At 70.4% G+C, this 20,820-nt stretch carries 16 protein-coding genes, 1 tRNA gene and 2 pseudogenes; 10 read left to right on the forward strand and 9 right to left on the reverse strand.

Annotated elements, in window-relative coordinates:
* Positions 1-2: 2 nt before the first annotated feature.
* The 5 genes from E1295_RS13535 to E1295_RS13555 are packed head-to-tail and all read right to left on the reverse strand — an operon-like array spanning position 3 to position 4,135.
* Positions 3-848 (reverse strand): TatD family hydrolase, encoded by an 846-nt coding sequence (locus E1295_RS13535; RefSeq protein ID WP_132630616.1) that lies wholly within the window; start codon positions 846-848, stop codon positions 3-5.
* Positions 849-1,355 (reverse strand): EboA domain-containing protein, encoded by a 507-nt coding sequence (locus E1295_RS13540; RefSeq protein WP_132630617.1) that lies wholly within the window; start codon positions 1,353-1,355, stop codon positions 849-851.
* Positions 1,300-2,166, reverse strand: coding sequence for a sugar phosphate isomerase/epimerase family protein (locus E1295_RS13545; RefSeq protein ID WP_132630618.1), 867 nt, complete (start codon positions 2,164-2,166; stop codon positions 1,300-1,302). The genes E1295_RS13540 and E1295_RS13545 overlap by 56 nt, the downstream gene beginning before the upstream one ends.
* Complete coding sequence (locus tag E1295_RS13550) at positions 2,163-3,008, reverse strand: SCO3242 family prenyltransferase (RefSeq protein ID WP_132630619.1); 846 nt, start codon at positions 3,006-3,008, stop codon at positions 2,163-2,165. The genes E1295_RS13545 and E1295_RS13550 overlap by 4 nt, the downstream gene beginning before the upstream one ends.
* Entirely contained in the window at positions 3,005-4,135 is a 1,131-nt protein-coding gene (locus E1295_RS13555) for an inositol-3-phosphate synthase (RefSeq protein WP_132630620.1), read from the reverse strand. Before E1295_RS13555 ends, E1295_RS13550 begins: the two co-directional genes overlap by 4 nt.
* A gap of 281 nt (positions 4,136-4,416) precedes the next feature.
* Between E1295_RS13555 and E1295_RS13560 the strand changes: the two genes are divergently transcribed.
* The 6 genes from E1295_RS13560 to E1295_RS13585 all read left to right on the forward strand — a co-directional run bounded on the left by E1295_RS13560 (position 4,417) and on the right by E1295_RS13585 (position 13,535).
* Complete coding sequence (locus E1295_RS13560) at positions 4,417-5,856, forward strand: sugar ABC transporter ATP-binding protein (protein WP_132630621.1); 1,440 nt, start codon at positions 4,417-4,419, stop codon at positions 5,854-5,856.
* Positions 5,857-6,843, forward strand: a complete 987-nt coding sequence (locus E1295_RS13565; protein WP_132630622.1) for an ABC transporter permease — start codon at positions 5,857-5,859, stop codon at positions 6,841-6,843.
* Positions 6,840-7,790: an ABC transporter permease gene (locus E1295_RS13570; RefSeq protein WP_132630623.1), complete on the forward strand. Its 951-nt coding sequence runs from the start codon at positions 6,840-6,842 to the stop codon at positions 7,788-7,790. Before E1295_RS13565 ends, E1295_RS13570 begins: the two co-directional genes overlap by 4 nt.
* Complete coding sequence (locus E1295_RS13575; RefSeq protein ID WP_132630624.1) at positions 7,777-8,973, forward strand: substrate-binding domain-containing protein; 1,197 nt, start codon at positions 7,777-7,779, stop codon at positions 8,971-8,973. The genes E1295_RS13570 and E1295_RS13575 overlap by 14 nt, the downstream gene beginning before the upstream one ends.
* A gap of 39 nt (positions 8,974-9,012) precedes the next feature.
* A complete protein-coding gene (locus tag E1295_RS13580; RefSeq protein WP_132630625.1) occupies positions 9,013-9,846 on the forward strand; it encodes a sugar phosphate isomerase/epimerase family protein in 834 nt (277 codons plus the stop codon).
* 206 nt (positions 9,847-10,052) lie between these two features.
* Entirely contained in the window at positions 10,053-13,535 is a 3,483-nt protein-coding gene (locus tag E1295_RS13585; RefSeq protein ID WP_132630626.1) for a ThuA domain-containing protein, read from the forward strand.
* Between the two features lie 44 nt (positions 13,536-13,579).
* Here E1295_RS13585 and E1295_RS52415 read toward each other — a convergent pair.
* Positions 13,580-13,786 (reverse strand): annotated as a pseudogene (locus E1295_RS52415) (hypothetical protein); the annotation flags it as partial.
* Here E1295_RS52415 and E1295_RS13590 point away from each other — a divergent pair.
* Entirely contained in the window at positions 13,785-16,565 is a 2,781-nt protein-coding gene (locus E1295_RS13590) for a glycosyl hydrolase family 95 catalytic domain-containing protein (RefSeq protein ID WP_246080022.1), read from the forward strand. The pseudogene E1295_RS52415 and the gene E1295_RS13590 overlap by 2 nt on opposite strands.
* 423 nt (positions 16,566-16,988) lie before the next feature.
* On the opposite strand, the gene E1295_RS13595 is transcribed toward E1295_RS13590, so the two are convergent.
* Positions 16,989-17,996, reverse strand: a complete 1,008-nt coding sequence (locus E1295_RS13595) for a DUF4236 domain-containing protein (RefSeq protein ID WP_132630628.1) — start codon at positions 17,994-17,996, stop codon at positions 16,989-16,991.
* A 629-nt stretch (positions 17,997-18,625) separates the two neighbouring features.
* Between E1295_RS13595 and E1295_RS50100 the strand changes: the two genes are divergently transcribed.
* Complete coding sequence (locus E1295_RS50100; RefSeq protein WP_220448687.1) at positions 18,626-18,892, forward strand: N-terminal phage integrase SAM-like domain-containing protein; 267 nt, start codon at positions 18,626-18,628, stop codon at positions 18,890-18,892.
* Positions 18,893-19,093: 201 nt separating this feature from the next.
* A complete protein-coding gene (locus tag E1295_RS50105) occupies positions 19,094-19,660 on the forward strand; it encodes a site-specific integrase (protein ID WP_220448688.1) in 567 nt (188 codons plus the stop codon).
* A gap of 75 nt (positions 19,661-19,735) precedes the next feature.
* Here the strand turns inward: E1295_RS50105 and E1295_RS13605 are convergent.
* Positions 19,736-19,809, reverse strand: a tRNA-Ile gene (locus E1295_RS13605).
* A gap of 309 nt (positions 19,810-20,118) precedes the next feature.
* On the opposite strand from E1295_RS13605, the gene E1295_RS13610 reads away from it, so the two are divergent.
* A complete protein-coding gene (locus E1295_RS13610) occupies positions 20,119-20,607 on the forward strand; it encodes a histidine phosphatase family protein (protein WP_425465340.1) in 489 nt (162 codons plus the stop codon).
* On the opposite strand, the pseudogene E1295_RS52420 reads toward E1295_RS13610, so the two are convergent.
* A pseudogene (locus E1295_RS52420) lies at positions 20,604-20,741 on the reverse strand (transposase); the annotation flags it as partial. The gene E1295_RS13610 and the pseudogene E1295_RS52420 sit on opposite strands and share 4 nt — an antisense overlap.
* Between the last annotated feature and the right edge of the window lie 79 nt (positions 20,742-20,820).

Genomic DNA, 20,820 nt, shown 5'->3' on the forward strand with positions numbered 1-20,820 from the left:
GGTCAGCCCCGCCTGATCGTGTTGCCGGCGTAGTCAGGGCCGGCTTCCGAGGCGGTCTCGACGTCGAGCCGGCCGCTCTGCCCGTAGAAGGCGACCGGATTGCGCCACAGCACCCGATCCACGTCGTCCTCGCCGAAGCCGGCCGCGAGCATGACGTCGGCCACCTCGCGCGTCTTGAGCGGGTCGCTCCGTCCCCAGTCGGCGGCCGAGTTCACCAGCATCCTGTCCGTGCCGTACTCCTTGAGCAGGGTCACCATCCGGTCCGGGTCCATCTTGGTGTCCGGGTAGATCGAGAACCCCATCCAGCAGCCCGAGTCCGCGACCATGCCGACGGTCAGCTCGTTGAGGTGGTCGACGAGCACCCGCCCGGACGGTATCCCGGCGGCCCGCACCACGTCGAGCGTCCGGCGGGTGCCCGCGGTCTTGTCCCGGTGCGGAGTGTGCACGAGCACCGGGAGATCATTCTCCTGCGCCAGGGCCAGCTGGGCCTCGAACGCCCGTTCCTCCTCCGCCGTCATCGAGTCGTAGCCGACCTCGCCGACCGCGACGACGCCGTCCTTCAGCAGGTATCGCGGCAGCTCGGCCAGCACCGCCGCGCATCGCGGATCGTTCGCCTCCTTGGGGTTGAGCGCGAGCGCGCAGTGGTGGCGGATGCCGTGCTGCGCGGCGCGGTAGGGCTCCCAGCCGAGCAGCGCGTCGAAGTAGTCGAGGAAGCTGCCCACGTGGGTGCGGGGCTGCCCCAGCCAGAAGGCGGGTTCGACGACGGCCCGGACCCCCGCGGCGTGCATGCGCTCGTAGTCGCCGGTGGTCCGGGAGGTCATGTGGATGTGGGGGTCGAAGATACGCATTCAGATCCTCTCCAGGACGTCGCGCGGGACGGGCCGGCCCGCCGCCCGCAGCTCCGCCGCGTAGTCCGACAGCATCCGGGCCAGCTCGGCGTCGAAGCGGCGGTCCAGCCCGGCCACCGCCGCCAGGGGGATCGACATGAAGACGCACTTGAGCACCCCCTGGCGGAAGGCGTGGTCGTCCAGCCACGTCGAGCCGTACGGGCCGAGGGCCGCGGCGACCAGCCGCGCGTCATTGGTGCGGAGCGCGTCCTCCACCAGCGCGACGGCCGCGTCTTCCAGGCCGAGCTCGTGCAGGACGGCCAGGATCGCCAGCCGCTCGCCGCTGTCGCCGGCCTCGTACAGGCTCCGGATCACGGCGTGGTCGCCGCGCAGCGCGCCGAGCAGCGCGCGCCGGGCGCCCGGACCGCCCCGCCGTTCGGCCTGCGGGAAGAGCCGGTGGATCGCCCGCGGGTCAGCCTCGACCTGCCGGACGGCCGAGGCCCGCCACTCCTGTGCCGGCTCGTTCATGGGCCCTCCTCAGGAACTCGATCGATCGGCGGGCGACCTGCGGGGCCGCATGGCTGTGCCGGGCCAGTTCCACGGCCACCGGACCCGGGTAGCCGCGCAGGGCGGAGAGCACCGGCGCGAAGTCGATCTCCCCCTCGCCGAACTCCAGGTGCTCGTGCACTCCCCGGCGCATGTCCTCGATCTGCACGTGCACGGTGTACGGGAGCGCCCGCCGGACACAGGTGTCCAGATCCTCCCGCTCCACGCAGTGACAGTGCCCGATGTCGAGGGTGAGACCGAACCGGGGATGGCCGCCGAGCATCCCGCGCAGCCGCTCGTAGCCGTCCAGGTCGGCGACCAGCATCCCGGGCTCGGGTTCGAACCCCAGCGTGACGCCTGCCCGATCGGCCTCGTCGAGCAGCCGCGCGCACTGGCGGGCCAGTCGCGTGTACGCCTCCGCCTCCGGCATGCCGCCGGGCTGGACGCCGCTCCACAGATGCACCACGGGAGCGCCCAGGTCGGCGGCGACGCGCATCGCCGTGATCAGGAACTCCGCCCGCCGTCCGGCGTCCTCGCTGATGAGGGTCGGGTGGTGTTTGCGCAGGGGGTCGAGGGTGTAGCGCCCGCCCGTCTCGACCACGACGCCGAGGCCGAGGCGGGCGCAGATCCCGGCGATCCTGGACACCTCCCCGGCCAGGCCGGGGGAGCAGGGATCGAGGTGACCGTGGTCGAGCGTGATGGCCGCACCCGTGTACCCCAGATCGGCCAGGACGGCGAGCGCTTCCGGGAGCCGGTGGCCGGCGAAGCCGTTGGTGCAGTAGGCCCAGTTCACGAGGTCGCCACCCGGGATGAGAGCCACTTGCCCGCGGGGAGCGAACACAGCAGCGCGCCCGCCGTCGCGAACCGGCCGCCGCCCGCGACCACCGCCGCCTGGAGCGGGATCAGGCCGAGGATGCTCAGCCGGACGGCCCGTCGTACGTTCCCGGGGTCGGGGAGGGTCCGTAACCCGGCCTGGACCGGGAGGGTGGAGGCCAGATAGCCGGCGACGAGGACGCCCGCCCCGGCCCGTGCGGCGGCTCCGCTGCGCACGCAGGTGGCGGCCGCGAGCCCGGCCGCCACGGTGCTGGCCGCCAGCGCGCGCTCGGCCGTGCCGGGTGCCGCCCCCGTCACCTCGGCACGGCCGAGGACGCTGATCCCGTAGGTGTGCGCGCCTATCGACAGCGCCGCGGGCAGAGCGGCCCTGGCCTGTTCGCCCGCCCCCAGAAGAACGTCGAGCACGCGGCAGGCCGCCATCGACGCCGGTCCCGCCGCCGTCCGTTTGAGACGCAGGTCGTAGGCCCACACCGCGCCGGCCAGCAGGCCGGCGACGGTGAGAGCGCGACGGCCGCCGGCGAGGGCGGCGGTGGCCAGGCCCGCGCCGGTCAGGGCGGCCGCGAGCCCGAGCGTGGCGCCCGGGCTGATCCGGCCCGACGGGATCGGGCGCTCGGGACGCTCGACGGCGTCCGCCTCGCGGTCCGCCCAGTCGTTGAGCGCCATTCCCGACCAGTACATGAGCACCGACGCCAGGGCCAGGCCGGCCGCCGGACGCCGTCCCGCGGCGGCGGCCCCCGCCAGGGTGTCGCCCGGCACCGACAGTGCGGCCGGTGCACGGACCAGTTCGAGCAGCGCCTTCATGACAGCTCCTCGGCGAAGGCGCGCAGCCGGGCGTACTGGGCGGCCAGGGAGTGCTCGCCCGTCCCCAGCGGGCTCTTGAAGAAGTACGCCAGCTCGGGCAGGACGCCGTGCCGTCCTTTCTCGTGCGCGCGGGCGACCAGCCGGGCCAGGTCCAGGACGAGCGGCGCGGCCAGCGCCGAGTCGCAGCCCTGCCAGGTGAACTGCAGCGTCATCCGGACGCCGAGAAAGCCCTCGAAGCTCACGTGGTCCCAGGCGGTCTTCCACTCGCCGAGATCCGGGACGTAGTCGATGTGCGTCTCACCCTCCACGGGTTCTCCCAGGACCTTCGCGACGACCTGGTCCTTGGAGAGCCGCTTGCTGGACCTGGCGGCGGGATCGGCGAGCGTCGCCCCGTCGCCGCCGCCGAGCAGGTTGAGCCCGGACCAGGAGCGGACCCGGAGCGCCCGGTCCGCGAACATGGGCGCCAGGGCGCTCCTGACCAGGGTCTCGCCGGTCTTGCCGTCGCGTCCCGCGTACGGCACGCCCCGCAGGGCGGCGAGCTCCGCCAGGGCGGGCAGGGCCGGCCCGGTGGACGGAGTGAACTCCACATAGCCGCACCCCGCATGGAAGGCCGCATAGGCGTACAGCGAACTCGGCGGCAGGATGTCGTCCCCCGCGGCGATCCGCGCCTCCAGGTCGGCCAGCTTGCCGAACTCCGGGCGCGCGTCCACCGGCGGCTCGGTCGAGGACACGTTGACGACGATCACCCGGGCCAGCCCGTGCCGGGCGCGGAAGCCGGCGATGTCGTCGATCAGCCGCGCCGCGGTCTGTCCGGCGCCGGGGACGTGGCCCGGCCGGATCTCGGCGTCGGCGGCCTCCAGATCGGACGCGAGCAGCTCCGGCAGGTCCGGTGAGATGACCTCCGCTCGGCCCAGTTGTTCGGCGCGCTTGCGCAAGGAGGTCTCGGCGACGTCATGGCCACCGAAGACCAGGGCGGTCAGCGGAACCAGCCGCCCCGGAAAGCCGGCGGACTCGCTCACGCATCCACGGGGGGACGCCGCTCCCGCCCTGATGGCCGCGGCGCCCACAATGGCAGTGGTCGCCACGGATCCTCGTGCCCCGATAAGCCACACACCGAGCTTGCTCATGAAAGCTCCATCGTGTCGGGACTACCCCCGCATGCCAACGGTAGGTGAGTCTTCGCGATGGTAAGAGCCGATTTCGCCGATGGTCAAGTATAAGTAGGCTCATCGTCGTCCGATTCTGCGGCGTCTGTCGGCCCATCGCCGCCCGTCTCGCCCACATCGTCCCCGTGAATACGCCATGCAAGCGCCTGACTTTTGCTTGACCGTCGATATAAGCCCGCTTAGCATCCCGCACCAAGAGGCCTGGGCCTGAAACTTTCCTACAGCACCGGGAGGCTGACCGGATGCTGAGCATGCGAGGCATCGGCAAGAGCTTCCTGGGCGTGCGGGTGCTGTCCGGGGTGGACCTGGCGGTGACGGCCGGCGAGGTCCACGCCGTCGTCGGCGAGAACGGCGCCGGCAAATCCACCCTCATGAAAATCATCTGCGGGGTCCACGCGCCGGACGAGGGCACGATCGAGATCGACGGCCGGCCCGTCTCCTTCGGCCATCCGCTCGAGGCGCGGCGCTCCGGCATCGCGATCATCCACCAGGAGTTCAACCTGCTGCCCGAGCGCACCGTCGCCGAGAACGTGTTCCTCGGGCGAGAGCCCGTCCGGCGCGGCCTGGTCGACCGGACCGCCATGGAGGAGGCGACCGCGCGGCTCCTCGACGAGCTGGGCGAGCCCTCCTTCGGCCCGCGCGACGTCGTCAAGCGCCTGCCGGTGGCCCGGCAGCAGATCGTCGAGATCGTCAAGGCGCTGTCGGTGAACGCGCGGCTCGTCGTCATGGACGAACCCAGCGCCGCGCTCGCCGAGCACGAGGTCGAATCGCTCTATCGGCTGATCGGGCGGCTGAGGGAACGCGGCGTCACCGTCGTGTACATCTCCCACCGATTACGCGAGGTGTTCGATCTCGCCGACCGGGTCACCGTGCTCAAGGACGGCTCCCGCGTCACCACCCTCCCGATCGGCGAGGTCACCCCCGGCGAGCTGATCCGCCTGATGGTGGGCCGCGACCTCGGCACCTACTTCCCGCCCCGCTCGGCGGGCGCCGGCGAGGTACGCCTCAGCCTGCGCGCGGCAGGCAACCACAGACTCCGCGACATCGACCTGGAGCTGCGGGCCGGGGAGATCGTCGGCATCGCGGGCCTGCAGGGCTCCGGCAGATCGGAGCTGGCCCGAGCGATCTTCGGCGCGGAGCCGTTCACCACGGGCGAGATGATCCCGTCACGCCCGCGCTCGGTCCGGGAAGGCGTGGCCCTGGGCATCGGACTCGTGACCGAGGACCGCAAGGCCGAAGGGCTCGCGCTGCGCCAGTCCGTACGCGACAACGTCCTGCTCGTCGCCCGCGCGGTGGGCGGCGGGAACCGCGCCGCCGTCCGCGGCCTGCTCGAACGGGTACGCCTGTCGCCCGTGCGCCGGGACCAGGAGGTCCGTTACCTGTCCGGCGGCAACCAGCAGAAGGCGGTGCTCGTCAAATGGCTGACGATGGCGCCGCGGGTGCTGCTGTTCGACGAGCCGACCCGGGGGGTCGACGTCGGGGCCAAGGCCGCGATCCACGACCTGATGCGCGAGCTGGCGAACGACGGCATGGCCATCATGATGATCTCCTCCGAGCTGCCCGAGCTCATCGGCATGAGCGATCGCATCGTCGTCCTGCGCGACGGCCGCCTCGCGGGCACGCTGCCGGCCGGTGCCTCGGAGGAGGCCGTCATGCGCCTGGCCGCGGGAGAGGCGGCCTGAATGCACCTGCTCACGCGCGCCCGCCGCGCCGCCCCTGCGCGCCCGCGCGACCCTGCGCAGGTGCTGTTCCTCGCGCTGCTCGGCCTGGTCGCGGCCGGCTGGGCCCTCGTCGCGCTCGACGGCGGTCAGTTCCTCACCCTGGAGAGCGTCGTCGGGATCCAGCAGCGTTCCGCGGCCCTCGGCATCGTGGCGATCGGGCAGACGCTGGCGATCCTGGCCGGGTCGCTCGACCTGTCGGTGGCGTACCTGATCAGCCTGGCCTCGCTGGTCGCGGCGGAGATCATGGCGGGCCAGGACGGGAACATCGGGCCGGCGGTCGCCGCGGTGCTGGCCGTCAGCGCTCTGGTGGGGCTGGTCAACGGCCTGGTCATCACCGGGCTCCGGGTCCACGCCTTCATCGCCACGCTCGGCGTCGCGCTGATCATCAGAGGCGTCGTCGACCACCTGTACGACGGGCCCGCGGGCGCGGTGCCCGAGTCGTTCCAGGTCCTCGGCTACTCCCGGATCGGGCCGGTCCCCGTCTCCGCCCTGCTCTGGGCGGGCGTGGCCGTCGCGGCCTGGTTCCTGCTGAGCAGGACCCGGCTCGGCTACCGCATCTACGCGGTCGGCGGGAACGAGGAGGTCGCCCGCCTGTCCGGGATCCGCACCGGCCGGGTCATCGTGCTCACCCACGTGCTGTGCTCCGTCTGCGCCGGCGTCGCGGGCCTGCTGCTGGCCAGCAGGCTCGGCGCCGGAGCCCCCACGGTGGGCACCGACGGCGGCTACGACCTCGAGTCGATCGCCGCGGTCGTGCTCGGCGGGACCGCGCTGGCCGGCGGCAAGGGCGGCGTGGCCGGAACCGTGGGCGGAGTCCTGCTGCTGGCCGTCCTGGACACCCTCTTCAACCAGCTCGAGGTCAACTCCTTCGTCAAGGACGTGGTCCGCGGCGTGGTCATCGTCGTCGCCGTGGCCGTCTACGCCCGGCGTACCCAGGGACGACCGGCATGAGGCGGGCGCTTCCCCTCCTCGCGGTCCTCGCGGCGCTGCTCACCGCGATCGCCCTGGTCAACCCCCACTTCCTGGAGCCCGCCGGATTCCTGGCGTTCCTCAAGCGGGCCGCGCCGCTGGTGATCCTCGCCGCGGGACAGTACTTCGTCATCGTCTCCGGCGAGTTCGACCTGTCGGTCGGCTCGCTGGTGACGGCCGAGGTGGTGATCGCCGCACGCCTCATCGACGGCGACGAGTCCGCCACCTGGCCGGTCCTCGCCCTGCTGATCGTCGCCGGGCTGCTCGTCGGGCTGGTCAACGGCGTGGTCACCACCAAGATGCGGGTGCCGTCGTTCATCGTGACGCTCGGCATGCTGCTCGTCCTGTCCGGGGCGGTGTTCCTGTGGACCGGCGGCGCGCCGCGGGGCGCGCTGTCGGAGGGTTTCCGCGTCTTGGGCCGCGGCGGCCTCGGGCCGGTGCCGTGGTCGGTGCTGATCCTCGTGCTCCTGGGCGCGGCGGCGATCCGGCTCATGTACGCCGACTTCGGCAAGACGCTGATGGCCGCCGGCGACAACGAGCGCGCCGCGGCGCTGTCCGGGGTCCGGGTCGACCGGGTCAAGATCTTCGCTTTCATGCTCTCCGGCCTGGCGGCGGCCGTCGCGGCGATCCTGCTCGGCGGTTTCGCCGGAGTCTCGGCCCAGGTCGGCCAGGGGCTGGAGTTCTCCGCCATCACCGCCGTCGTCCTCGGCGGCGTGACGCTCGGCGGCGGCCGCGGCTCCGTGCCGGCCGCCATGGCCGGGGCCGTCACGCTGGAGGCGCTGTTCACCCTGCTCAACCTGTACGGAGTCTCGGGGGCGCTGGAGTTCACCGTGCAGGGCGTCATCATCATCGCCGCGATCGCGGCAGGAGCCGCCCGCCTACCCCGCAAGCCCACCTCCCGAACAGGAGACGCCCATGCCGCGTCCTGAGGCCGCCATCGCCGTGCTGGCCGCGCTCGTCCTCACCGGCTGTACGACCGACAGGCCGACCGCCGCCACCCAGCCCGCGGCATCCGCCGCGAGCACCCAGGATTCCGGTACGGGCACGCAGTCGAAGTTCTTCGTCCGGACGGACTTCGACGCCCAGCTCGCCATGCGCTCCCAGACACCCGAGGGCCCCGCGGACAGGCCCTGGGAGCAGGCCATCGCCCCGAAGATGATCGACACGGCGCAGTACAAGAAGGACGGGCCGTACCACCTGTGCTTCTCCAACGCGGCGATCGACAACCCCTGGCGGCAGGTCGGATGGAAGACGATGCAGGCCGAGGTGGGCCTGCACGAGGAGATCGGGAAGTTCACCGCCCTGGACGCCGAGGGCAAGGACGACAAGCAGATCTCCGACATCGCCGAGCTGCAGGCCAAGGGCTGCGACGCGCTGATCGTCTCGCCGAACACCACGGCGACGCTCACCCCCGCCGTCACGGCCGCCTGCGCGAAGGTGCCCGTCATCGTGTTCGACCGGGGCGTGGAGACGGACTGCCCGGTGACGTTCATCAAACCCATCGGCGGCTACGCCTTCGGCGCCGATGCCGCCGAGTTCCTGACCGAGAAGGTGCCCGCGGGCGGGAAGGTGCTGGCGCTGCGCATCCTGCCCGGTGTCGACGTGCTGGAGACCCGATGGTCGGCGGCGAAGGTGGTCTTCGACCGGAGCGACCTCCAGGTGGTGGGGGTGGAGTTCACCGACGGCGACGCCGCCAAGACCAAGAACATCGTCAGCGACTACATCCAGCGGCACGGCAAGATCGACGGCGTCTGGATGGACGCGGGCGCCACGGCGGTGGCCGCGATCGAGGCGTTCGAGGACGCCGGCCTGCCGGTGCCGCCGATCAACGGTGAGGACCAGCAGGACTTCCTGCAGAAGTGGAAGGACGCCGATCTCACCGCCGTCGCACCCACGTACCCGACCTATCAGTGGCGCACCCCGATCATCGCCGCACTGAGAATCCTCGGGGGCGAGGAGGTGCCGGAGAGGTGGAACCTGCCGCAGCCCAAGGTCACCGGCGAGAACCTGCGGGACCACCTCCAGCCCGACATGCCGCCGCTGCACTACGCGCTCTGCGGTTGCGAGGACCTGCCCGGGTTCCCGGAGGCCTGGGGCGGGAAGAAGAGCTGACCGGCTCCTTCCCGCGAACCGACGACGAGGAGGGACGCCATCTTCCCCATCGGAGTGAACACCTGGGTCTGGGCCTCCCCGCTGACCGACGGCGAACTGGCGCGGCTCGCGCCGCGCATCGCCCGGTGGGGCTTCGACGTCATCGAGCTGCCCGTCGAGCGGCCCGGCGACTGGGACCCGGACCGGGCCGCGGCGGTGCTGGCCGAGCACGGGCTGGCCGCGTCCGTGGTGCTGGTCATGCCGCCGGGGCGCGAGCTCGTGGCCGCCTCCCCGGAGACCGTCCGCGACACCCAGGACTACCTGCGGCACTGTGTCGACGTGGCGGTGACCGTCGGCTCCCCGGTGATCGCGGGGCCGGCTTACGCCTCTGTCGGTCGTACGTGGCGGCTCTCGCCGGACGAACGCCGGGAGGTCTACGCCGAGTTGCGCGAGCGGCTGCGGCCCGTCCTGGATCATGCGGCCGAGCGCGGGGTGAAGCTCGCCGTCGAGCCGCTCAACCGGTATGAGACCAGCCTCGTCAACACCGTCGAGCAGGCGCTGGACGCACTGCCCGAGGACTGTCACCTGGCACTCGACATCTACCACATGAACATCGAGGAGAAGGATCCCGCCCGGGCGGTGCGGCCGGCGGCCGGTCGCATCGCGCACGTGCAGGTGTGCGGCACCGATCGCGGCACGCCGGGGGCCGACCGCTTCGACTGGCCGGGCTTCACCCGGGCCCTGCGCGACGCCGGCTATCAAGGGCCGCTCGTCATCGAGTCGTTCACCGCGCACAACCGGACCATCGCCACCGCGGCCTCCGTCTGGCGGCCGCTGGCGGAGAGCCAGGACAGGCTGGCCGTGGACGGGCTCGCCTACCTGCGCACCCTATGACACCTGAAAGTTTCATACTTATTCTGCCGGAGCGAGATCTTCAAGTTGCCTCGACCTGCTGATTTGTGAACGGACGAGGGTAGTGTCTGCCAGATGGGTAGGGAAGATCGGTTCCGGTATCCCAGATAAGCATGCTTAATAGGTTGTTGGAGGGCTCGCCTTCACCTCCGACTCCGACCGCTGCCGGCACCCCCAGGAGATCCTTCATGCGAAGATCACGCCTGCTCTCAGCCCTGGTCGCAGCCTTGGCAGGGCTGTCGATGTCCCTGTCGCCGCAGGTGGCGCAGGCGGCGGCACCGCAGTTCCGGGTGCTGCTGTTCACCGAGACGGCGAGCGGCGCATACCGGCACGACTCCATCCCCGCGGGTGTCGCGATGTTCCAGCAGCTGGCGTCCGAGAACGACTTCCAGCTCGACCACAGCGAGGACTCCGCCGTCTTCACGTCCGCGGCCATGGACACCTACGACGCGGTGATCATGTTCCAGACCAGCGGCATGGTGTGGGACAACGACGCCCAGCGTCAGGCATTCCAGGCCTATGTGCGCGCCGGCCACGGCGTCGTCGCGGTCCACAACGCCACCGACATGAACATCGAGGCGCAGTTCCCCTGGTGGGACCAGGTCATCATGGCGGGAGCTCACATGACCGCGCACTCGTCGGTCCTTCAGGGCACCGCCAAGGTCGCCGACAAGGTCCACCCCTCCACGGCGGGCCTGCCGGACCGGTGGGTGCGCACGGAGGAGTGGTACAACTTCGACAAGAACGCGCGGGGCTCGGTGCACGTGCTGGTGACCGCGGACGAGACCACGTACGACGCGGGGCCGAGCCGGATGGGCGCCGACCACCCGATCTCCTGGTGCCACAACCCGGAGGGCGGCCGGGTGTGGGCCACCGCGATGGGCCACCAGTCGTCCTCCTACTCCGAGCCCCTGTTCCGGCAGCACCTGCTGGGCGGCGTGCGGTGGGCGGCGGGCGCGGCGCCGGGCGACTGCGGCGGCACGGTCGCGTCCCGGTTCCAGAAGGTGACCCTCGACGGCGCGCCGGACCAGCCGATGGAGCTGGACGTGGCCGCCGACGGCAGCGTCTTCTACATCTCGCGCTCCGGCAAGGTGAACCTGATCCCCGCCGGCGGCGGGGCCACCAGAGTCATCGGCACCCTGCCGGTGTACGACGGCGGTGAGGACGGCGGCATCGGGCTGGCGCTGGACCCCGGCTTCGCCGCCAACGGCTGGATCTATCTCAACTACTCGCCGTCCGACGGCGGTGAGGTGAACCGGGTGTCGAGGTTCACCTTCGACGGGACCAGCCTCGACCTGTCCAGCGAGAAGAAGATCATCGAGGTCCCCGCGTACCGTCACGTCGACGAGCCCGGCCACACCGGCGGCTACCTCGCGTTCGGGCCGGACGGGAACCTGTACATCGGTCCCGGCGACGACACCAACCCCCACGCCTCCGGCGGATACACACCGATCGACGAGCGGCCCGGCCGGGAGCACTACGACGCCCAGCGGTCCTCAGCCAACACCAATGACCTGCGCGGCAAGATCCTGCGCATCCACCCCGAGCCCGACGGCACCTACACGATCCCGTCCGGCAACCTGTTCCCTCCCGGCACCGCCAAGACGCGGCCGGAGATCTACGCGATGGGCTTCCGCAACCCGTTCCGCTTCTCCGTGGACAAGGAGACGGGCTGGATCTCGGTGGGCGACTACGGCCCGGACGCGGGCGCCGCGAACCCTGACCGCGGTCCTGAGGGCACCGTCGAGTGGAACCTGATCAAGCAACCCGGCTTCTACGGCTGGCCGTACTGCGTCGGCGACAACATCCCGTTCACCGACTACGACTTCGCCACCGGCACCTCCGGCGCGACGTTCAACTGCTCGGCGCCGGTGAACAACTCGCCCAACAACACCGGCCTGACGAACCTGCCGGCGGCCAAGCCGGCGACCGTGTGGTACGACTACCACGCCTCGGCCGAGTTCCCCGAGATCGACTGCTGCGGCGGCGCCGCCGCGATGGGCGGCCCGTTCTACCGCTACGACGAGGCCGGCGATTCGGAGCGGAAGTTCCCCGCGTACTTCGACGGCACGCCGTTCTTCTACGAGTGGAGCCGCAACTTCGTCAAGGAGTTCCGCCTGGACTCCTCGGGGAACCTCCTGAAGATCAACCCCTTCGTGGCGCAGATCGCCCCGCGTGCGCCGATCGACATGAAGTTCGGGCCGGACGGCGCCCTCTACATGGCCGACTGGGGCAACGGCTTCGGTCACGCCAACACCGACGACAGCATCTACCGGATCGACTACGTGGCCGGGAACCGCGCACCTCTGGCCAAGGCGAGCGCCACCCCCGACTCGGGCGTGGCACCGCTCACCGTGGCGTTCTCCTCGGCCGGTTCGGCCGACCCCGACGGCGACGCGATCACCTACGCGTGGGACTTCGGCGACGGCGGTACCTCCACCAGCGCCAATCCCTCCCACACGTACCAGGCCAACGGCACCTTCACCGCCAGGCTGACCGTGCGGGACTCCGGCGGGAAGACCGGCAGCGTCACGCTGCCCGTCGTGGTCGGCAACACCCGTCCCGAGGTGGCCTTCTCGGCCCCGCCCGACGGCGGGTTCATCGACCTCGGCGACGAGGTGGACTACACGGTGACCGCCACCGACGCCGAGGACGGCGCCGCCGACTGCGCCGAGGTCACCGTGACCACGGCGCTCGGCCATGACCAGCACGCCCACGACACCGGCCAGTACACCGGCTGCTCCGGGACGGTCACGACCACCGCCTCCGGCCATGACGGGGCCGCCAATATCTACTATGCCCTGTCCGCCGATCACACCGACAGCGGCGGCCTGAAGGGCACCGCCGGAGTCACCCTGCAACCGAAACACAAGCAGGCCGAGCACTTCACCGGCTCGTCCGGCATCCGCGTGATCGACGAGTCCGGAGCCGAAGGCGGCAGGCGCATCGGCGACATCTCCGACAACGACTGGATCTCCTTCAGCCCGGTCAACCTGTCGGGGATCGACTCGGTGTCCTTCCGCGTCTCGGCGCCATCCGGCACCGGGGCGTCCATCGAGCTGCGCGTCGGCTCGCCGGCCGGGGCACTCATCGCCTCCAGCCCCGTGCCCGCGACCGGGGGGTGGAACAGCTACGTGTCGCTGTCCCCGGTGGCGGTCACCGACCCCGGCGGCACCCTCGACCTCCACGTCGTGTTCAAGGCGCCGGCCGCGAACTCGTTCGACCTGGACTCCGTCACCTTCAACGGCAGCGGCGTCGGGCAGGGCGACGGCACGCCTCCGGACAGCACGAGCGCGCTGCGGGGCGTGGCGTCGAACCGGTGCCTGGACGTCGACGGCGCCTCCCAGTCCAACGGCGCCCAGGTGCTCATCTGGGACTGCAACGGGCAGCCCAACCAGCAGTGGACCGCCACCGGCTCGGGTGAGCTGCGCGTGTACGGCGGCAAGTGCCTGGACGTGAACGGGGCCGGGACGGCGGACGGCACCGGGGTGATCATCTGGGACTGCAACGGCCAGAACAACCAGAAGTGGACGCTGAACGCCGACGGCAGCATCACCGCGGTCGGGGCGAACAAGTGCCTGGACGTCAACGGCGCGGGCACCGCCAACGGCGCCAGGGTGCAGATCTGGACCTGCCACGGCGGAGCCAACCAGAAGTGGACCCGCCTCTGATCCCCGAGCCGCGCCCCGACGAGCCGCGCCCCGACGAGCCGCGCCCCGACGAGCCGCGCCCCGACGAGCCGCGCCCCGACGAGCCGCGACGCCGGCTCAGGCGGATCGGCTGACGGCAGCCGCCGCCGCGGTCCCCGCCGCGCGTGACAGTGCGGCGGGGACCGATTCACCCCTCCGGAGGGATGCGAGATGTCTGATCTGTCGCGAAGGCAAGTGTTCAGATTCGGCGCGGCAGGAGCCGGAGCCGCCATGCTGCCGCCGGGATGGACCGCCGCCGCCCGGCCCGCCTCGGCGCCCCCTTCCGAGGTGAGCGCCGCCGACGACCTGGCCCTGTGGTACGACGAGAGCGCCGGCACGGACTGGCTGCGAGCGCTCCCGATCGGCAACGGCCGCCTGGGCGCCATGGTGTTCGGCAACGTCGACACCGAGCGGCTGCAGCTCAACGAGGACACCGTCTGGGCCGGTGGACCGTACGACCAGAGCAATCCCCGAGGGGCGGCGGCGCTGGGTCAGATCCGGCAACTGGTCTTCCAGAACCAGTGGAGCCAGGCCCAGACGATGATCGACCAGAACATGCGGGGAAACCCGGCCGGCCAGCTGGCCTACCAGACCGTCGGTGATCTGCTGCTCGGATTCGGCAGCGCCGCCGGAGTCGCCGAGTACCACCGCCACCTGGATCTCACCACGGCCACCACCGCCGTGTCCTATCTGCAGAACGGCGTCCGGTACCGGCGCGAGGTGCTCGCGAGCGCGCCCGACCAGGTGATCGCCATCCGCCTGACCGCCGACAGGCCGGGCTCGATCACGTTCTCCGCGACCTTCGGCAGCCCGCAACGGGCGACGCGCTCCAGCCCGGACGGGACCACGGTCGGGCTCGACGGCGTCTCGGGCGACATGGAGGGAGTGGCCGGCTCGGTCCGGTTCCTGGCGCTGGCGCGGGCCGTCGCCGAAGGCGGCAGCGTCACCAGCTCCGGAGGCACCCTGCAGGTCAGGTCCGCCGACAGCGTGACGGTGCTGGTCTCCATCGGCTCCAGCTACCGCGACTTCCGCGACGCCGGCGGCGACTACCAGGGCATCGCCCGCCGCCATCTCGACGCCGCCACCGGCAGGACCTACGGCGACCTGCGCGGCCGGCACGTCGCCGACTACCAGCGGCTGTTCACGCGTACGACGCTGGACCTCGGCCGGACCTCGGCAGCAGATCAGCCGACCGACGTGCGGATCGCCCGGCACGCGAACACCGACGACCCGCAGTTCTCCGCGCTGCTGTTCCAGTACGGGCGATACCTGCTGATCTCCTCCTCCCGGCCGGGCACGCAGCCGGCCAACTTGCAGGGCATCTGGAACGACTCGCTCACCCCGGCCTGGGACTCGAAATACACGATCAACGCGAACCTGCCGATGAACTACTGGCCGGCCGACACGACGAACCTGTCCGAGTGCTACGAACCGGTGTTCGCGATGCTGGATGAGCTCGCGGTCAGCGGCGCCCGGACGGCCCGCGTCCAGTACGACGCCGGCGGCTGGGTGACCCATCACAACACCGACGCGTGGCGGGGGACGTCGGTCGTGGACGGCGCCTTCTGGGGCATGTGGCAGACCGGCGGAGCCTGGCTGGCCACCCTGATCTGGGACCACTACCGCTTCACCGGCGACCTGGAATTCCTCCGGAGGTACTACCCCGTGATGAAAGGCGCCGCCCAGTTCTTCCTCGAGACCCTCGTACGGGAGCCGAATCTCGGGTACCTGGTCACCAACCCGTCGAACTCCCCGGAACTGGCCCACCACGCGGGCGTCAGCGTCTGCGCCGGCCCCACCATGGACAACCAGATCCTGCGTGACCTGTTCGACGGCTGCGCCCGGGCCTCCCAGGAGCTCGGCACCGACGCCGAGTTCAGGTCGCGGGTCCTGGCCGCCCGGGACCGGCTCCCGCCGACGAAGATCGGCTCGCGCGGCAACATCCAGGAGTGGCTGTACGACTGGGTCGAGACCGAGCCCGCCCACCGGCACATCTCCCACCTGTACGGCCTGCACCCCGGCCACCAGATCAGCAAGCGCGGCACCCCGGAGCTGTACACCGCCGCGCGGCGCACCCTCGAACTACGCGGAGACGACGGAACCGGCTGGTCCCTGGCCTGGAAGATCAACTACTGGGCCCGGATGGAGGAGGGCAGCCGTGCGCACGCGCTCCTCCGCCTCCTGGTGACGACGGCCCGGCTGGCGCCCAACATGTTCGATCTGCACCCGCCGTTCCAGATCGACGGCAACTTCGGCGCGACGTCCGGCATCGCCGAGATGCTGCTGCAGAGCCAGAACGGCGAGCTGCACGTGCTGCCGGCACTGCCGCCGGCCTGGCCGGACGGCACGGTGCGCGGTCTTCGGGGACGAGGTGGCCACACCGTGGACGTGACCTGGAGCTCCGGCGGGGCCACCGAGATCCTCCTGAGGTTCGACCGCGGCGGGACGGTCGACGTCCGCGCCCGGATGTTCGCCGGAACCTACCAGGTGGTCGACACCACGACCGGCGCTGCCGTCCCCGTCGCCGAACCCGAGGACGACGTCATCCGGCTGACCGGCCAAGCCGGTCGTACGTACCGCATGACCGGGTCCGGCCCCGCGCCGGCCGGCTACGTGCGGATCGCCAACGCGACCACCGGCCTGGTGCTGGACAGCGGCGGGAACGTCGCCTCCGGGTCGGAACTCAAACAGTGGAACTGGGACGGCAGCACCAACCTGCAGTGGCAGCTCGTCGAACTGGGCGGCGGCTGGTACCGCATCGTCAACCGCACCAACGCCATGGTCGCCGACAGCTGGGGCGACACCGCCAACGGCGCCATCGCCCGGCAGGCGCCCTGGAACGGCGGCGCCAACCAGCAGTGGAGGCTCGACAGCATGGGCAACGGCCGCCACCGGATCGTCAACAGGGGCACCGGCACCGCCCTGGACGGCATGGGCGACAGCACCGTCGGCTCGGCCGTCGCCCTGTGGACGCCGAACAGCAGCACCAACAACCAGTGGACGATCACGTGACGCTCCCCGATGTACCGAGCCTTCTCCGGGTGAAGCGCCCCGACTTTGATGGAGACCTCAACGGTTGATTCCGGCGGGTTCGTTGGGCTGATGTTGAGCGTAGTAGAGAGCTTCGAACTCCTCTGGTGGCAGGTGCCCGATCCGCTGTCGCCAGCCTGGATCCGTTTGTGCCGCAGGGGGCGCAGGTAACGATCGTTAGCATGATCGAGGGGCGCTTGAGTTCGGCGCGGTTTGTGGCCGGACACCTTCAACAGTAGATAGCCAAGGGTGTGGCGTAGATCGTGTGACCGCAGCGTGCCGGGGTCTCGCTCGCGGTTGCCGCTCTGCGGCGTCGTGCAGACGACCGATCCCACCCACGGTGGTGTTGATTGAGGGCGGGGACGGTCGCCCGCCGGCCAGTAGGCGGTGATGGAGTAGGCCACCTCATGAGTGGACCACAGGTGGGCGAGCGGCGATGGATCGGTGGAGTGCGTTCGCCACGGCGTGGACGAGCGTGACCTGAGAGGCGTCCCAGACGAGATTGAGGCCGCTGTGGCTGCGGAGGGTGAGTCTGCCGTACAGCAGTATGGGCAGGCGGGCGTTGTTCTTGAAGCGGCGGTCGGGGCCACCCTTGACGTTGACATAGCGCCAGGTGGAGTCCACGACCGTACCGTCGCGTGGCACCGGGCCTGCTTCGATGAAGCGGGTGTGTTCCACGCCGAGTTGGAGGTGCTGGTAGGCGAGGTCGGCGATGTGGCGGCCGTCCCGGATCAAGACGCGGTCGGGGAGGAAATGCACCGACAGGCTGCCCGAGGCGAGGGTTGGGACGGCGACGTTGGTGATGAGGATCCGTGGTCCGGCCAGCCGGGCGCCGGCGTTCAACCTGCGCAGCAGGTTGGAGGCGCCGGCGTTCACCTTGAACTGGTGGGTGGTGGTGATCGCGCCAGATGCGGTGATCAGCCAGAACCCGTGGGCTCGCTGGAGGCCGGTGATTGCGTTGACGAGGTGATCGAAGCGTGCAGCGGCCTCGTCGGTCACGTCGTACATGACGACCACCGCGCGAGCCGCCCGATCGCGCAACGCCACCCAGAGCACGCCAGGCAGCCCGACGGCGACGACGACCAGGCCGAAGCGTCCTGTCACCAGCCCCGCGACAAGCAGGGCGGCCAGGGCGAACGGCCAGTACGGCCGGCGTCCGGCGGCCTTCTGCAACTGCTGGACGATGTCGCTCGGCTGGGCCGGGACCAGGCTGACGACATCGTGCATGACCACGTCGCGGCCGGGCGCGACGGTCCGGTAGGAGACCGCTCCGCGTCCCATGCGCACGACGTTGCCGCGGGGGCCCATCCCTGCCCGAAGGCCCGGGATCGCGGTCGAGACGGCCATCCCGGCCTGGCTGAGGGTGAAACGGAACGGTCCAACCCTGAGGCTGGTGCGCACATAGAAGTTCACGATGAGGAATCCTTCCAACCCGAGTGCCCGTTACCGCGCCAGATCGAGGTCCTGGAGATCGTGTGCCGCGTCAGAGCTAGTCTTGACGGCTCTGACCGAGTCGAAGGACGCGAAGGTCATAGTGTTGCGTCGAGGTGGCGGTGCTGCGGCGTCAGACCGTTCGGCCGGCCGAAGCTGGTTGGGGCCTACACGCGTGCACCTCGGGCGCTTTGGTCGTGAGTCTATGGTGCTGCCTGAACTTCGGTTCCTAATTGCACTGAATGTGACCACGTGGCTGAGATGCCTATCTAAACGTTCCTCTTGTCTGGGTCTGCCGTTGCGAGATTCGTACGTTGCTACTGAGACGGATCTGGAGGCGAGCGAGGACAGCCAGCGACGACAGGCAGTGCGTGGTGTACAAGCGGTGCGGATGCAGCGACGAGGTCAGCGGAAGGCGGCTGGGTGGTTGATGCAGCCGGTTGGCTGAGGTAGAGCATGGGCGCTGGTATTTCGCGGTTCAGGTTGTGGGGGCGTCGGGTCGGCGGGAGCGGGTTCGGCGTGGTGGGTTCGGGAGTGCTGAGGCGGCGCGATGTGCTGGCCGTGAATTGGTGTCGGCGGAGGCGGATGGCCCGCTTGCTGCTGGGTGCACGGTGCGGCAGTGGTTGCGGTACTGGTTGTCTGTGGTGGAGTCGCGGCTGCGGCCGACCACACACCGGGCCTACCGGGATCACGTGCGGCTGCATCTGATCCCGTATCTGGGCCGGGTCAAGCTGGCGGAGTTGTCGCGGCGGGACGTGACGCGGATGTTCGTGGCGCTGGGGCGGCGGCGGAATCGGTACGGTCAGCCGATCAGTGCATCGACTTTGGAGCGGATCCGGACGACTCTGCGGGCGGCGCTGAACCAACGCGGTGCGTGAGGACCTGATCGCGAGCAATCCGGCGCAGGGCGTCCGGTTGCCGGCGCCGGTGCGGATGCATCCGGTGGTGTGGACGGCTGGTCGGGAGGCGGCCTGGCGGCGTGGGGGAGAGCGTCCGGCGGTGGCGGTGTGGACGGTGGAGCAGCTGGCCGCCTTCCTGAGCTTCGCGCGGGAGGATTCGCTGTTCATGCGTGGTGGCTGGTGGCCCTGCGCGGGCTGCGGCGCGGCGAGGTCGCCGGGCTGCGCTGGGTGGACGTCGATCTGGAGCGGCGCGAGCTCACCATCGCCCATCAGCTGGTGCACACCGATGAGGGGCTGGCGTTGTGTGAGCCGAAGAGCGCGGCCAGCCGGCGGACCTTGGCACTCGATCCGGAGACCGTGCGGCTGCTGCGCCGGCACGAGCGTGCGCAGCGCCGGCTGCCGGGGGAGCGGTGGTCACCGACCAGGCCGATCTTCACCCTGGGCAGCGGGGCGCCGGTGCAGCCGGGCTATCTTACGCACCGCTTCCGCAAGCTGGTGGCCGCGAGCGGGTTGCCGCCGGTGCGGTTGCACGACCTGCGGCACGGAGCTGCGACGTTGGCGTTGGCGTCGGGTACGGAGTTGAAGGTGGTGCAGGGCACGCTGGGGCATGCGAGCATCGTGTTGACCTACCTACGTCTCGGTGCTGCCGCAGCTGTATCACGACAGCGCCCGCGCGACGGCGCGGCTGGTGCTGAAGGCGGTGCGGGCAACCAACCGGAAGATCGGCAAGGGTCGGGAGGGGCGTGACTCACGCGTGGCTCAGCGTGACTCACGAACAGATGACGCGACTCCAGACCCGGGTAAAGCCGCAGGTCAGCGTAGTAGGGCGGGTGGGACTTGAACCCACGACCCACGGATTATGAGTCCGATGCTCTGACCGGCTGAGCTACCGCCCCTGGATTCAGTTGTGTGACGTGCGGTGGGCGTCAGAACGATCATGCTGCTGCCTCGCGCATGCTAAGGCTAAAGCATGTGAACCGCTTGTGGTGCCCGGCCGGACGGGAGGGTGGACCTCCGCACACATCATTCCACGCCCGAACGAGTTGGTGGAGACGAAGACGATCATTTTTCGGGTCTCGGCGGCGTCTGTGGAACGCTGCCACGGGGGTGTGGGAGGCCGGGGATATTCTCAGCAGGTACGCAGGTAAGGCCGGTACGGTCTGGGCGTGGCTGTCAAACTGATCTACGAGGCCCACTCCACCACCGTGGACAACGAGACGGGCATCGCCACCGGATGGTTGCCGGGCGAGTTGTCCTCGCTCGGGCGTGCCCAAGCGGTGGAGCTGGGGGCGCGGCGGCGGAAGGTCGATGTCGTGTACTCGTCTGACCTGCGGCGGTCCGTGGAGACGGCCGAGATCGCCTTCGGGGGGACCGGCAAGGAGATCAAGCTGGACCGGCGGCTCAGGGAGTGCGACTACGGGATCTACAACGGGCGGCCGGTGAGTGAGGTCGCGGCGTTGCGGAGCAGGTACGTCGACATCCCCTGGCCGGGAGGGCAGAGCTACCGGCAGGTGGTCGCCGAGACGGCGGCGTTCCTGCGGGATGTGATGAGGGAGTGGCAGGGGCTGACTGTGCTGGTGGTGGCGCACACCGCGAACTTATGGGCGCTGCAGAACCTGCTGCGCGGTACGCCGCTGGAGGAACTTGTCCGATCGTTCGAATGGCAGCCGGGGTGGGAGTTCGACCTGGTCTGAGCGGTGCCGGTGGTCCGTCGGCGCGGTGGTCGTGCGTGGGGCGGCCCGGCTGCGGTGGTGTTGCTGATGATCGGCTCGATCAACGCCCATTGTTCGTCGGATAAGTCGCTCGGGTACGGCTTTCGCTCGCTCACCCGGCCATGCCCACACATCCGAGTTCGCCAATCGGCGGTAACGCTGCGAATTAATTCGATCACAGTGCCATCATGGACA

Source organism: Nonomuraea mesophila (genome assembly GCF_004352805.1).
Taxonomy (GTDB): Bacteria; Actinomycetota; Actinomycetes; order Streptosporangiales; family Streptosporangiaceae; genus Nonomuraea; species Nonomuraea longispora.